19 protein-coding genes and 1 pseudogene are annotated in these 13,628 nt (G+C 50.4%); 11 read left to right on the forward strand and 9 right to left on the reverse strand.

Going from position 1 to position 13,628, the window contains the following annotated elements; all coding sequences use genetic code 11:
* The first annotated feature begins 69 nt into the window (after window positions 1-69).
* Together IMX17_RS08440 and dcuR are read left to right on the forward strand one after the other, a co-directional pair.
* Window positions 70-1,683 (forward strand): sensor histidine kinase, encoded by a 1,614-nt coding sequence (locus tag IMX17_RS08440; protein WP_046899297.1) that lies wholly within the window; start codon window positions 70-72, stop codon window positions 1,681-1,683.
* On the forward strand, window positions 1,676-2,395 hold the full coding sequence (dcuR, locus tag IMX17_RS08445) for a two-component system response regulator DcuR (protein ID WP_033642727.1): 720 nt from the start codon (window positions 1,676-1,678) through the stop codon (window positions 2,393-2,395). Before IMX17_RS08440 ends, dcuR begins: the two co-directional genes overlap by 8 nt.
* Before the next feature lie 37 nt (window positions 2,396-2,432).
* On the opposite strand, the gene IMX17_RS08450 is transcribed toward dcuR, so the two are convergent.
* The 7 genes from IMX17_RS08450 to fabV form a co-directional block, all read right to left on the reverse strand.
* The gene (locus tag IMX17_RS08450) at window positions 2,433-2,768 is read right to left on the reverse strand and encodes a hypothetical protein (protein WP_182264649.1); all 336 of its coding nucleotides are present in this window, start codon (window positions 2,766-2,768) and stop codon (window positions 2,433-2,435) included.
* 33 nt (window positions 2,769-2,801) lie between these two features.
* Complete coding sequence (locus IMX17_RS08455) at window positions 2,802-3,227, reverse strand: hypothetical protein (RefSeq protein ID WP_052759987.1); 426 nt, start codon at window positions 3,225-3,227, stop codon at window positions 2,802-2,804.
* A gap of 60 nt (window positions 3,228-3,287) precedes the next feature.
* Window positions 3,288-3,587 (reverse strand): hypothetical protein, encoded by a 300-nt coding sequence (locus tag IMX17_RS08460; RefSeq protein ID WP_046899294.1) that lies wholly within the window; start codon window positions 3,585-3,587, stop codon window positions 3,288-3,290.
* A gap of 170 nt (window positions 3,588-3,757) precedes the next feature.
* Window positions 3,758-3,997, reverse strand: coding sequence for a hypothetical protein (locus tag IMX17_RS08465; protein ID WP_071605351.1), 240 nt, complete (start codon window positions 3,995-3,997; stop codon window positions 3,758-3,760).
* Window positions 3,998-4,224: 227 nt separating this feature from the next.
* On the reverse strand, window positions 4,225-4,440 hold the full coding sequence (locus tag IMX17_RS08470; RefSeq protein ID WP_025302459.1) for a helix-turn-helix transcriptional regulator: 216 nt from the start codon (window positions 4,438-4,440) through the stop codon (window positions 4,225-4,227).
* A 7-nt stretch (window positions 4,441-4,447) separates the two neighbouring features.
* Window positions 4,448-5,011, reverse strand: coding sequence for a DUF2975 domain-containing protein (locus tag IMX17_RS08475; RefSeq protein ID WP_046899293.1), 564 nt, complete (start codon window positions 5,009-5,011; stop codon window positions 4,448-4,450).
* Between the two features lie 157 nt (window positions 5,012-5,168).
* Entirely contained in the window at window positions 5,169-6,368 is a 1,200-nt protein-coding gene (gene fabV / locus IMX17_RS08480) for an enoyl-ACP reductase FabV (RefSeq protein WP_046899292.1), read from the reverse strand.
* A 210-nt stretch (window positions 6,369-6,578) separates the two neighbouring features.
* Here fabV and IMX17_RS08485 point away from each other — a divergent pair, with 210 nt between their 5' ends.
* The gene (locus IMX17_RS08485; RefSeq protein ID WP_193549602.1) at window positions 6,579-7,421 is read left to right on the forward strand and encodes a DUF4225 domain-containing protein; all 843 of its coding nucleotides are present in this window, start codon (window positions 6,579-6,581) and stop codon (window positions 7,419-7,421) included.
* A complete protein-coding gene (locus IMX17_RS08490) occupies window positions 7,421-7,723 on the forward strand; it encodes a hypothetical protein (protein WP_193549603.1) in 303 nt (100 codons plus the stop codon). Before IMX17_RS08485 ends, IMX17_RS08490 begins: the two co-directional genes overlap by 1 nt.
* 50 nt (window positions 7,724-7,773) lie before the next feature.
* On the opposite strand, the gene IMX17_RS08495 is transcribed toward IMX17_RS08490, so the two are convergent.
* Entirely contained in the window at window positions 7,774-8,124 is a 351-nt protein-coding gene (locus IMX17_RS08495) for a DUF4377 domain-containing protein (protein ID WP_193549604.1), read from the reverse strand.
* A gap of 292 nt (window positions 8,125-8,416) precedes the next feature.
* Between IMX17_RS08495 and IMX17_RS25345 the strand changes: the two genes are divergently transcribed.
* Window positions 8,417-8,542, forward strand: coding sequence for a hypothetical protein (locus tag IMX17_RS25345; RefSeq protein WP_255511563.1), 126 nt, complete (start codon window positions 8,417-8,419; stop codon window positions 8,540-8,542).
* A gap of 74 nt (window positions 8,543-8,616) precedes the next feature.
* Window positions 8,617-8,835 carry a hypothetical protein gene (locus IMX17_RS08500; protein WP_193549605.1) on the forward strand — a complete coding sequence of 73 codons (219 nt, stop codon included), beginning with the start codon at window positions 8,617-8,619 and terminating at the stop codon, window positions 8,833-8,835.
* Between the two features lie 91 nt (window positions 8,836-8,926).
* Here IMX17_RS08500 and IMX17_RS08505 read toward each other — a convergent pair whose 3' ends face one another.
* Complete coding sequence (locus IMX17_RS08505; protein ID WP_227414479.1) at window positions 8,927-9,235, reverse strand: hypothetical protein; 309 nt, start codon at window positions 9,233-9,235, stop codon at window positions 8,927-8,929.
* A gap of 717 nt (window positions 9,236-9,952) precedes the next feature.
* Here IMX17_RS08505 and IMX17_RS08510 point away from each other — a divergent pair.
* From IMX17_RS08510 to IMX17_RS08530, 5 genes and pseudogenes are all read left to right on the forward strand, one after another.
* Window positions 9,953-10,836: pseudogene (locus tag IMX17_RS08510) on the forward strand (DMT family transporter).
* A 28-nt stretch (window positions 10,837-10,864) separates the two neighbouring features.
* On the forward strand, window positions 10,865-11,665 hold the full coding sequence (locus tag IMX17_RS08515) for an NAD(P)H-dependent oxidoreductase (protein ID WP_072056118.1): 801 nt from the start codon (window positions 10,865-10,867) through the stop codon (window positions 11,663-11,665).
* Window positions 11,666-11,680: 15 nt separating this feature from the next.
* A complete protein-coding gene (locus IMX17_RS08520; protein ID WP_072056117.1) occupies window positions 11,681-12,145 on the forward strand; it encodes a VOC family protein in 465 nt (154 codons plus the stop codon).
* Between the two features lie 195 nt (window positions 12,146-12,340).
* Window positions 12,341-13,147, forward strand: coding sequence for a helix-turn-helix transcriptional regulator (locus tag IMX17_RS08525; protein WP_072056116.1), 807 nt, complete (start codon window positions 12,341-12,343; stop codon window positions 13,145-13,147).
* Between the two features lie 103 nt (window positions 13,148-13,250).
* Window positions 13,251-13,616 carry an AraC family transcriptional regulator gene (locus IMX17_RS08530; protein ID WP_193549606.1) on the forward strand — a complete coding sequence of 122 codons (366 nt, stop codon included), beginning with the start codon at window positions 13,251-13,253 and terminating at the stop codon, window positions 13,614-13,616.
* The last annotated feature ends 12 nt before the right edge of the window (window positions 13,617-13,628 follow it).

Genomic DNA, 13,628 nt, shown 5'->3' on the forward strand with positions numbered 1-13,628 from the left:
TGCCGGTAACTGCAGCTTGCCTCATTCCTCGCTAGAATACGCCGTGATATCGCCATTCGGAGAACCGCCATGCCAAAACAACGGGTGCCGCTCAAGCTGAGCACCTCCATCACGCTGATGGTGTCCGCCATCATCGCTTCGGTGCTGCTGGTGGTGTTTGCGCTGTTTTTCGTGCAGATGAGCCGCGAAGGGCAAGATCAGCTGCAGCAAAAAGCCATCGCTATCGCCAACACGCTGGCGCTCTCGAGTACCGTGATAGACGGCCTGCAGCGACGCGATCAAAGCGGCGCCGTGCAGCGCTTCGCCGAGCAGGTGCGCCATCAAAACGAGCTGCTGTTCGTGGTGGTGGTGGATATGCAGGGCGTCCGCTATTCGCATCCCAAACCCTGGCTGATCGGCAAACATTTCATCGGCGAAGATCTGGCGCCGGCGCTGCAGGGCAACGTCAACAGCGCCATCAACCGCGGCACGCTGGCCCCGGCGCTGCGGGTGTTCGTGCCGGTGTATGACGAGCAGCGGCGGCAAATCGGCGTGGTGGCGCTCGGCATCGCGCTGGACACCGTGCAGCGGGTGGTGGCGGAAAGCCGCTGGATCATCTATTGGACCATCGCCTTCGCCGCGCTGGTCGGCAGCCTGGGCACCTTCTTCCTGGTCTCCGCGCTCAAACGCATCATGCTGGGTTTCGAGCCTTACGAAATCTCCAACCTGTTCGAGCAGCGCAACGCCATGCTGCAGTCGATTAAAGAAGGCGTGATCGCGGTCGATAATGATTCCCGCATCACCATCGTCAACGACGAGGCCAAGCGCCTGCTGCGCCAGAGCGGCCCGGTGGAAAACCTGCTGCTGGACGCCGCCAGCAAGCATTGGCCGGCGCAGCTGCATCTGGCGGAAGTGCTGGCCAGCGGCAAACCGCTGCGCGATCGACAGATCAGCTTCAACGGCAGCGAACTGCTGACCAATACCGTGCCGGTGATCGTCAACGGCCAGGTGACCGGCGCCATCGCCACCTTCCGCGACAAGACCGAGGTCAGCCGGCTGCTGCAGCGCCTGAGCGGCATGGCGCACTACGCCGATGCCCTGCGGGTGCAGTCGCACGAATTTATGAACAAGCTGCACGTGATACTCGGCATGCTGCACATGAAGGCTTATCAGCAGTTGGAAAACTACATCATCAATACCGCCAGCAACTACCAGGAAGAGATCGGCGCGCTGCTGCGCAAGATCCACTCGCCGGAAGTGGCGGGCTTCTTCATCGGCAAGATCAGCCGCGCCCACGAAGCCGGCATCGAACTGACCATCGAGGAGACCAGCCTGCTGCCGGAAACCGACGACGCGGAAACCACGCACGTGCTGATCAGCGTGCTCGGCAACCTGATCGAAAACGCCATCGACGCCATCGACGGCGTTGAAGGCCACGAGATCGGCCTGAGCTTCCATCACCACGACGATCAATTACACTGTATCGTCAGCGACGACGGCCCCGGCATCGATCCGGCGATCGCCGCGCACATCTTTGAACACGGATTTTCCACCAAGGGAACGGGACGCGGCATCGGCCTGGCGCTGATCCGCAGCCATCTGGAGAAACTGGGCGGCGGCATCGATGTCGAGTCCGAACCGGGCGAGCTGACCCAATTTTTCGTGCACCTTCCCTATCAGGCCAAGAGCGGAACCCATGATTAACGTACTGATTGTCGACGACGACCCGATGGTGGCGGAGCTGAACAAATACTACCTGAGCCAGATCGGCGGTTTTCACTGCCAGGCGACGGTCGCCACCCTGGGCCAGGCGCGCGCCCTGCTGGCCGACGCCAGCGTCAGCATCGATCTGGTGCTGCTGGATATCTACATGCAGCAGGAGAACGGGCTGGATCTGCTGCCCGGCCTGCGCGAGCTCGGCGAGAAGACCGATGTGATCATCATCTCTTCCGCCAGCGATGTGAACACGGTGCAAAAGGCGCTGCACTACGGCGTGGTGGATTACCTGATCAAACCGTTCCAGTTCAGCCGCTTCAAGGAGGCGCTCAGCCACTATCGGCAACAGTCGCAGCTGCTGGCGCAGCGCGAGTTTTCGCAGGCTGACGTCGACAGTCTGCTGCGCCGCCAGCCCGGCGGCCAGGAGAGCAAAAAGCTGCCGAAGGGCCTGACCAGCATCACCCTGAGCACGGTCTGCGAGTGGATAGAACAGCAGCACGACAGCGAATTCTCCACCGACAACCTGGCCAACGCCATCGGCATTTCGCGGGTGTCCTGCCGCAAGTACCTCATCTATCTGGCGGAAAGTGGCATTCTCGGCACCCGCATTCTGTACGGCGCGACGGGCCGCCCGGTTTATCTGTATCAGCTGAAGCCGGACGCGATCGCCATGCTGAAAGAGCATTGCCGCCCGGCATAAACGACGCCGGGCGCTGCAAGCGCCCGGACGTTGAAAGCTAGAAGTTGTACATGTAACACCTCGCCTCGCGGTGAGGATCTTTCGAGTGTATCCGCAGGCAGCGCTGCTTTTTCTGCTGTTGCTCCAGCTGACGCTGCTGCCGCTTGGCGGCCTCTGCGGCCTCGCGCTGCTGCTCACGCGCGATCGCCTGCTCATTGGCCTGCGTCAGGCTGTCGACATTCCACACCTTGTGGCGCAGCGCGCTGCGTTTTTTCTGGTACTCCTCGGGGACTTTATTGTCCTTCGGCGGCGGCGCGTGGTATTCCAAATCCACCCGCGCCTGCGCAAAGCAGGCGCAACACAGGGCCACGCCGGCCAACACTAGCCTTTTCATCGATAAACTCCTGACAAATCCCTGTTCTCATCTTTAGCAATTCAGCGGCCGGCCATTCAGCCAGGCGCGGCAATAAACGCCGACAAACGGCCGATGCGGCCCCGTCAGAGACGTCCGCCGCAGACGCAGCGACAGGCAGCGGACGATATCGGCACCCTGCTCACAGGCCGTTCGGGCGCTCTGATGCCCCTGCGCGGAAGGTCTCGCCGCTTCCTGCGTTTGCAACCGGACTTCCAACGCTTCCCGCTCCGCACGCAGCCGCGCCAGCTGCATGCGCTCCGCCTGAATCTGTTCAGCCAACCAAATATGCTGCAACAAGCCATCCAGCCGCGCCGGACACCCCGCCGCAGAGGGACTTTCCGTCGAGGCGCCGGGCGAGGAATGGCGATCGATGAACGCCTGACTGCAAAATGAGGCCAGCAGCGCCAGCGCCGCAGTGATTAACGAAGGTAGTTTCAATACACAAGCTCCATGAATAAGCCGACTGGGCGCGCCGCGAAAAACGACGCAGAGAACCTTTCAACAGCCGTTGAGTGAAGACACCTGAGGCTCCGCGGGATCGGGCGCATGTTGCCCTCCCGTCGCCGGCGCTTTCGCGTTTTCGGCATCGCATTCCGCCAGACGCGCCAAGGTTTCGGCCTCATTCTCCGTGGGCGGGGTCGGCTCAGCCATCTCTTGTCGCAGGCCATGCGCCAGCTCTTTCAATTTCTTCTGAAACAGCACGGGAGAAATTCCCTCGCATTGCCGATCGTAACGGGCCGCATTTGCTTGCAGACTCAACAACGACATTATCAACATGACGACAATACGCTTTGCCATTGAAAACTCCTGTAAGGATGTCTGGGTATGTTGATATATATTCAACAAGCAGAGATTCATCGTTTAAAGATAAATAACGCATCGGAAAAACAGAGTAGCGAATTAATAATAAACCGTTCCACAATATCTTTGAGATAACGTCTGCCGCCCCGCCGAATAAAGAGCGGTGGTTAGCGCCCCCCTATTTTCGACCAGTCCAGCGTACCGCCGATACCGACGCGGCCTTCATTCAGCACGGCAGCGGCGGATTCGCCGGCGATAATGCGCTGTTTTTGTTCTCGCGTTGCGGGCTGCGGTGTTCCCCAATTCCCCCAGTGAGTGGAGGAGGATGAGGATGAAACAGTGGGGTGAATGGCACTGCATCCGTTTAATACAAGACACAATGCCAGAAGAGAATTACGCCATGTCATACTATTTCCCTTAAAATAACGCTATTGGTAGTGACGGTAAATGAAAAACGAGTTTATTTAGTTTAATAACTTTCACCGCATGCAATCGCCTGCGACAAAAAGAATACGCAAGTGTTAATCACCCGTTATTTTAATTAACCTGAATCAAACAAATATCGTTCAATAAGACAACGCTAATCGCAGAAATGGGCCAGCAGGCTCAGCGCACTTCCGAGTGCGCTGGGATCTTACTCTTCGCCGTCCGGCTGCCAGGCCAGCAGATCGCCAGGCTGGCAGTCGAGAATACGGCAGATCTTGTCCAGCGTTTCCAGCCTGACTCCCTTGACCTTGCCGTTTTTCAACAGAGACAGGTTTTGCTCGGTGATCCCCACCTGCTCCGCCAGCTCCTTTGAACGCATCTTCCTTTTGGCCAACATGACATCAAGACTTACGATTATTGCCACTCTATTCTCACACGAAAGAAAGCTGTTCTTCATTCAGCCGCAACGCTTCCAGAAATACCCGGCTAAATACCAGGATTGCGCAGCCTACGATCAGCGAGCGCACCGACTCGCTATTGACGCCATAATAAAGGATAAACAGCATTTTTTCATCGGCGGTCAATACCATCACCTGCAGCAGACCGGCTAACGACGGGAACAACACATCGACGATCAGCAAGATGCCAATGATCTGCAACAGCACCATATTGTTGCGATGCCACACGTTGCCGCGGAAGAATTGATAAAACAGCCCGGCGCCGCACAGCAGCGCGCTGTAATAGGGCAAATAACCGAGCATGTCGATAACCAGCGTGGCGAACAGCGCCCATCGTTGCTGCGGGATCGCGTAGGTGAGCAGCTCCGGGTAATATTCCCGGTAAGAGGCGACGATATCGCGATAGGCTACGCCCTGCAGCCAGTCCCGCACGATGATGAACATCTCAACGCCGGTGCTGACGATCAGCATCGCCATAATGAGCAAACACAGACAACGCACATACAGCGGCAGATGGATCCTTGGCGCAGCGCCCATAATTTTCTATCCCTTAATCAACAGCAATAAATTATCGTAAAACGATAATTTATTGCTGTCAATGATCAAGTGGACTGATGAGTCAGGCGGTGGTCGCCAACGCGCGGACAATAAAAAAGGCCGGGCTAACCCGACCTTGTTTGACCGCTCGACGCGCTTAGACCAGTTCGATCACTTCGAAGTTGGCTTCGCCGCTCAGATCGGCATCGTAATCAACGCCCTGCAGACCGAAGCCGAACAGGCGCAGGAATTCCGCCTTGTAGCCCTGGTAATCCGTCAGTTCGTTGATGTTGCTGTCGTTCAGCTGCTGCCAGATTTTACGGCAGGTTTCCTGCACTTCGTCACGCAGTTCCCAGTCATCCAGGCGCAGACGGTGTTTCTCGTCGGTATCCGGCGCCGCACCGCTGTACAGCTTGGTGGCGAACAGACGCTGGATCTGCTCGATGCAGCCTTCGTGAATGCCCTGCTCCTTCATGATTTTGAACACGATGGAGATATACAGCGGCATCACCGGAATGGCGGAAGAAGCCTGCGTCACCACCGACTTGAGCACCGCGACGTAAGCTGCGCCGCCTTTGGCCTGCAGCTTCTGGTTGATGGCGTGCGCCGCGCGATCCAGATCCTCTTTCGCCTTGCCCAGCGTACCGTGCCAATAGATTGGCCAGGTCAGATCGGTACCGATGTAGGAGTAAGCGACAGACTGCGCGTTATCCGCCAGCACGCCCGCTTCGTCCAGCGCGTCCATCCACAGCTGCCAGTCCTGGCCGCCCATCACCTTCACGGTGTCGGCGATTTCTTGCTCGTTGGCCGGCTCGACCACGGCCTCAACCAGCACGTCTTTGTTGGTGTCCAGCGCGACGGATTTGTACGGCTCGCCGATCGGCTTCAGTGCGGAACGCACCACTTCGCCGGTTTCCGGCATCTTACGCACCGGCGAAGCCAGCGAGTAAACCACCAGGTCAACCTGGCCCAGGTCTTTCTTGATCAGATCGATAACGGCCTGACGGCACTCGTTGGAGAATGCGTCGCCGTTGATGCTTTTCGCGTACAGGCCTTCTTCTTTAGCTGCCTTGTCGAAACCGGCGGAGTTGTACCAACCGGCGGAACCGGTTTTGCCTTCGCTGCCAGGCTTCTCGAAAAATACGCCGATGGTGGCCGCACCGCTGCCGAAAGCGGCATTGATGCGCGAGGCCAGACCGTAACCGGTGGATGCACCAATGACCAGCACCTTTTTAGGCCCGTTTTTCAGTTCGCCGCGCGACTTAACGTAGGCGATTTGCTCACGGACATTGGCTTCACAGCCTGCCGGGTGAGCGGTGGTGCAGATAAAACCACGAATTTTAGGTTTGATAATCATAGTAATTTTTTCTTGGTAGCTAAAAACCGAAGGACAATATACCTGATTTTCTCGATATACTTAAGAAAGTGCGCAAACAAGCGCAGTGACCAGACCAGTTTAGCCGAGGGATCAGGGTTTCCCAACTCCGCATCGTGATACCTTCACGCGCCACGTTTCGCACCCTCAGCGCATTCAAACCTTCCCTCTTCAAATCAGCAAAGATTGATTATGCTTCTGGCGTTGCGTTATGGTGTGGCTGTTTTTCGGTCGAAATCCAGGGAGGAACAAAGAAAAATGGATAATCCGCTGTTACTAAAAGAACGTTTAAATACCTACTCGCAAACGATGGCTCGCCAACAAGGACGTATGCTTTTAGAACTCTCAGAACGCGTTAATAGGGACTTTTTAAAAGATCGGACAGTCGGTAATGCCTTCAGACATGAGATGCACTGCTTTGTGAATGATAAATTGCAAAAATGCCAACAAGTAGGTGAAGCGGCGAGTGTTGCAATGAGAGAAATGAAGCAAGAATATCAATCGCTTTCTGAGCAAGAGCGCTTATTGCGAACTGACGCCGTGACGCCTTATGCCGTAATGAGAAAGAAAGTCAATCATGACGCCGTAGTGACCTACGTGTTAGCCGGCGTTGGCTTCCTCTCGGGAATAGCACAAATTTTACTCGGCGTGGGCTTGGATTGGACTGGCGTCGGCGCCATTCCAGGAACGTTGCTTTTAATCAATGGCATCAATAATGTCTACGAAAACGGTTATACGCTGTTATTTGGCAAGAATACTATTGGTCCAGGCCGAATGATGTACCGCTCTGCGGCTTCAACGCTAGGCTATTCCCATTCCGCAGCAGACATCGCGTTAGGTGGCGTAGACTTACTGTTATCAGGCTATGGTTTACTAAAACTGTCGCTGAAACCCGAAGCTTGGCGATTATTTCGTTACATCAATACAGACTATATTCGCGGTTGGAGGAACATGGGAAGAGCCAGCTTGATGCTTGAAGGTGGCGCAGATGTCTCAACCATTAATTCCATTTATAAAAGCAGCCAGGAACAGTGATGGAACCGACTTTATATTATATTTTTTCTACTCTCGCTGCCACGGCCTGCCTGGCCGTGAAATACGTCTTCAGACCGTCTCTGGGTTCCAAGGGTTATGTCGTTCTGGTTACGATATGCTTTTTAATCCTTTGCTGGCAATTTACCCTTTTTGCCAACGGCAACACGATGTTTATTGCTGACTCTGAAACATGGGCTAAAGAGAATTGGCCTCTACGCTACTGTGCACTGGGGTTTGCTCTTGCACATGCCTTCGCCACTTTCGAATCCTCCAAAAGAAAGAAAAAAGACAAACTTTCCTGAAAACGTCACCACCAAATGAAACGCCATTTGGTGGTGACGAGATAGATCCATTACGCCTTGTTCTTTTCCAGCTGCTCAATCAGCGTGTAACGCAGCGATGAGGCATCGGCCGGTACGTTCTCCACCGGGGTGACGCGCACTTTCAGCCGATACTGATAGCCCGGTTCGAAGGTGAAGCCCTCGATGCCGGTATAGAACAACTCCCACGGCTGCTGCGCGGAGCGGCGCACCTGCATGCACTTCAACGGGGCAACGCCCACGCAATCTACCAGCGCGCTGTTCACCAGCAACACTTCCGTTTGGCCGCCTTTTTCGTTTGCGGGCTGATTCATCGAGGTTCCCTCCTGGCTGCAGCCGGCCAGCGCGGCCAACGCAACAAATAACAACGCTTTAATTTTCAATGTACTGCACCATTAGTCATCTAAGTTGCGCGATCCTAACAAATTGGCCGGGTGAATTGAACCTTGCTGCGCGCCGCAGAGCGTCCCTTCGTTGCAAAGGCCCGGGGTGACTCGCGCTACTCTCGCGTCGAGAATATCATTCACCATCACTCTCATAAGCCTAAAAAACACCCTTAAATAAATTCCCTGTTCTTATCCGAACCGGTAATTACCCCCACTGTTTTTTCTGTTAAAAACAGCTGGCTTGCGTAAGCTTTACGCTATTTAACCGTATCGATGAAAAGGGAATTTTATGCAAGAGATCGAGGCTAAATATTTTCACCTGATCGCCGGCGGCGGCAACTTTGCCGACAATCGCGGCAACAATGGACGCGTCAATGATAATAGCAACAAGGGTGGCAACACCTGTTCGCGCTAAGCGGTTTTAATTAATCAGAGCCCCGGTTGCGTCTTTGCGTGCGGTCGGCGCTTTCCGTATTTTTGGTGATAACCATGTTTAAACTGTTTCGTTCCTTATGCCTGCTGCTCAGCTTCTGGATCGCCACCCTGCTGCTCAGCGGCGCGGGGGTCTCCTTTACCCACGGCTACGCCGCGCCTAAAAATCTGTCGCATTTCCTCGTCTCGCTGGTGGTGGTCGGCGCCATCCTGCTGTGGATCCATAAATTGCTGCGGTTCTTTTTTGCCGAGAAATTTGAGAAGAAATCGCGTTAAGCCGTATTCTCGTTGGGGGCGCAGCCCGCAACGATAAAACCGGCATCGCGAATCGCCGCCTTAACCTGCCTGGCGTCCAGCACGGCCGTTTTCACATAGCCAAAAAAGCCACACGTGCGCTGGGCAAACGGATTGGCGTCGCCAGTTGGGCCATCAGCTCACGATTGCGCTGCGCCATCAGCTCGGCGCGCGCATGCCAAAACGCGGTGGCATCGGCGCGTGCTTCAGTGGCGGTGTCGAATCGAGACGCCAACTCGCTGAGCGCCTCCCACTCCGCCAACAGGGCGGCGACCACTTCAGGATTGGCCACCTGCCCCCAGTCAGAGGGTAAAGCCCCCTCACGCCACGCATTGAGATAGCCGGGCAACATCATCTTTAATTGACTCAGTTGCTCGTTCACTGCGGGTTACCTTTTATAGCGCCTGATGCCGGGATATTTCCCATAATGACACTCTCGTTAAACCGTTGATGGGAGCAATGGCCGAAGCTTATCAGCGCCATAGATGACGTAATGACTTTTGGTGCGGCCAAATTAGCGATAGGTGCGGTTGGGGGAGTGAGACGGAGCTCAGGCTGATGGCTGTGACGCGAAAAGAGAAACGGGGATTGTTGCTGGCGTATTAGGTGAAATTTACTTATAAATCAATCACACAAAAAAAGACCGAATACGATTCCTTTATACGAAAAACTATGTGAATATCCTTTTTAAACAATGCATTACCAAAAATTTAGCCTTTGCAACCCCCTACTATACCTTACATTCCCTGTCTTTAATTTCAGATAGTTACCAGGACTCTCGGAGCAATTCGGATGAATTTCGGAGCAGTTTGTTTCTTCGCCCCCCCACACACCTCAAGTACATATACATAGTAATTATCACAACCATCTATTTTATAATCAGAGAATACATTAAATATAAGGAAGCCACTATTGCTTAATTTGTCATCTACAAAGTGGAGTCAAAATACATTAGGATCATAACCAATTCACCATACAAAATGTCCATTTCGCGCTATATACTTCAACCGAGGATTAGTCATAATCAGCATCATACTTGGTCATTTTGGCATATCTGAAGATTATGAGAAAAGCTGTTGATGTGTTTGCCGTATCTATCATGATACTAGTTTGTCTCATCTGGGGTTCACAACAGGTGGCGATAAAAGGTGTCGCTGAAGAAATATCTCCTGTACTTCAAGTAGCTATTCGTTCAGGCGTTGCAGGTTTTTTGGTATGGATTGTAATGTTAGTTAAAAAAGAATCCTTTACTGATATTCGCAACACAATAAAGCCCGGTCTGGTTGTAGGCTTACTTTTTGCTCTTGAATTTTTATTTGTTGCCGAAGGGCTAAAATTTACGTCTGCATCACATATGTCAGTTTTTCTTTATACTGCACCTGCTTTTGCAGCGTTAGGTTTACAAATCTTCCTCCCAGCAGAACGCCTTTCCTTAGTCCAATGGTTAGGTATAACCCTAGCTTTCGTTGGAATTCTGGTTGCATTCCTATCGGGTTCTGCTGATAACACCAGCAAAACACATGATATTCTAATCGGTGATGGGCTAGGCCTTCTTGCTGGCCTTTCGTGGGGTATGACGACCATTGTAATACGCTGTTCAAAATTAAATGAGTCTCCAGCGAGTCAAACACTATTCTATCAACTTGCCGTAGCGGCTATTTTATTGTTTATCTATGCATTCTCCACCGGGCAGACTCTTTTTACGGTTGGCCTAAAAGGAGGACTAAGTTTAATTTTTCAAGCAGTAATTGTTGCATTCCTTAGTTATATGGTTTGGTTTACACTTTTGAAAAATACTTGGCATCACAGCTAGGTGTACTGTCATTCATGACTCCAGTATTTGGTGTTTTTGCAGGCGCTCTTATATTGAATGACAAGATAAAGTCCGGCTTCATTTTTGGGACGCTACTTATTCTTTTCGGAATAATTGTTGTCAGTGGTTACCCTTGGTTGCAGAGCAAAATTAACTCACGAAAAAAATAAAAACATTTTTTGATAGAGGTATATTACTATGAAAGTACTCATTGTTTTCGCACATCCAGAATCAAAGTCATTCAACGCAGCGCTTAAAGATACTGCGGTTGAAACTTTGCTTTCCCTTGGTCATGAAGTTGAGGTAAGTGATCTATATAAAATGGGTTGGAAAAGCCAGATAGATGAGAAAGATATTCCAGGCAGCAGATTGAATGACTCCATATTTACTGTACATGAAGAACAAGAACACATGGAGAATACAACTGGGGCAACACTAGATGTTCGAAAAGAACAGGAAAAACTCGTTTGGTGTGACATGTTAGTCTTCCAATTCCCTATATGGTGGTTCAGTATGCCTGCAATCTTAAAAGGCTGGGTTGATCGTACTTTTACTCGAGGATTTGCATATAAGACAGGGAGAAAATACAGTTCTGGCATTTTTAAAGGAAAGAGAGCAATGATATGCGCCACTACAGGAACGGCTGGCTCCCTATATGCTCCAGATGGTATTGACGGCGATATAAACCATATACTTTGGCCTATTCACAATGGAATCTTCCATTATACTGGTTTTGATGTCCTCCCACCTCAGATGGTTTGGATGCCGGGAAATCTTACAGAATCAGAGAGAGAAGCTGCACTTGAGTCTTGGGCAATAAGAATTGGCAGTATTGAAAACGAGGAACCACTTTTCTTTCATGGTCGAGAGGATTATACATCGGAACAACGCCTACGTCCCGATGTAATAGCGAAGACCGGATTTCAATGGAATCCTTCCGCGGGGCAAACACATGAGATTGCAGCGCGTCAGTATACTAAACACCTCAAAAAAGATTAGTTCTTGGATCACACAATGAAAAAGCATAGCATATTTAATAAGCTACACCATATTTGTATCGTTGTTAATGATATGGATGAATCAGTAAAGTTCTATGAGTCTATAGGAATTGGCCCTTGGAATGATTTCCCGTCATTAGAACGATTCAGAGATAAGCTGGAAGTTAGCAATGTTGATGATTTTATGCAAAACAAATATTGCTATACTAATATAGGTGATATTCAAATCCAACTTTGCCAACCATCTTTGGGGGATACTGAACAGCGTCATTTTTTGGAAAAGAATGGTGAGGGTGTTTTCCATTTAGGCTTTACTGTAGATGCTGTTGATGATGCAGAGAAACAAGCTCATAGCCTTGGCTTAACAAACTTAATCCGCGGAAGATTGCCAGATCATAGTGGATTTACTTATTTTGACACAAGCGCACGAGCAGGGGTAATACTACAAGTACGCGCAATTAAACCTGTAGCAAATAGCTAATGCTTTGAGTGCCCCACAATACTTGCCTCCAACTTTACCTTGCTAAAGGTTTAATTATGAATCTGTATACATTGACCTAGTGCGATTAATATATTATATCTTTATTTAAGGTTATGTTGACACCTTGATATATCAACATCCCGTTCTCAAGTGCCGGGATGTTGTCTTTCCAAGCTTGCAGTAGGTGACGATGAAATGACAACTATTATTCCCCAAGAACTTCAGAAAAAGAAGTTGATAGCTCCTCCTTTCACGACCTCACTACCTGCTCCTGCATGGTTCAGAGTAGGGACAATGCCAGCAGATGCCACTTATCCGGTACACTCTCATCCTTGGGGTGAGTTCGTATATTCATACAGTGGTATAATGGAAGTCAAAATCAAGAATGAGCATCTCACAGCCCCGCCACATTTCGGAATCTGGTTACCACCGAAGCTAACTCATGTTGGCCTTAACAGAAATGAAGCAACACATTGCTCTTTTTATTTAATGCCAGAGCTGTGCGAAGAGCTGCCAACTTTTCCTTGTACGTTGAAAATAAATGAATTTACTATTTCGATTCTAGAGCACCTTAAGGACAACCCGTTGACAGCACCTATTGATGATAAAAGCATGCGTATATTACAAGTGCTTAGCGATCAGTTATGTGCAGCCCCTCGCCAAAGTACTTTCCTTCCCTATACCAGCGATCCGTTGCTCAGTAAAGTTATTGCTGAAATCGAAAAGTGCCCGTCGGTGGAAATCCCTCTAAATGAGCTAGCTGAAAAATTAGGATATACTGTTCGGACATTAAATCGACGCAGCCATCAATTATTAGGAATGTCACTTGGCGATTGGCGGCAGCGTTTGCGTGTTGTAAAAGCAATAGATCTTCTAGAAAAAGGCGAAAAAGTAGAAATCGTTGCCTATTCGGTTGGTTATAGTAGTGCATCGTCTTTTATAGCAATGTTTCACCGAGTAACCGGTAGAACCCCAGGTAGTATTGCCACTCGGTGTCGATAAGATATCTTTGATTTAATCCAATCTCACTAGACCAATAGTAAAACTTTTCAAATTCGAGCAAAGATTAATGGCTTAATTTATGCCATAATTACACGTAGACATCATGAAAAGACATAACAAAACTGTCTCCTGCCTAAAGAAATGGGTTTTTGACAATAGAGAAAAACCACTATCCATTAATAGCGTGATTGAAAAGCCAGGATATTCCAGACGATATATGGAGTCTGTTTTCAGAAAGTTAACAGGTGAAACAATCTACTCATACATTAGAGCAGTGCAATTTTCAGATGCAGAGAAAAAATTGTCAAAAACAAACTCTAAAATTTCAGAAATCGCTGCCACATATGGATACCGCTCCCTTTCTCAGTTTACAAAAACCTTCATTAAAATATACGGACTTTCACCTTCTGACTATCGTAGGAAGGCAAGAAATGAAAAATCAGCCACTATAAAAATCAAAAAATCATAATAAAATAACACT

The organism is Serratia sp. X3, assembly GCF_014982455.1.
Taxonomy (GTDB): domain Bacteria; phylum Pseudomonadota; class Gammaproteobacteria; order Enterobacterales; family Enterobacteriaceae; genus Serratia; species Serratia ureilytica.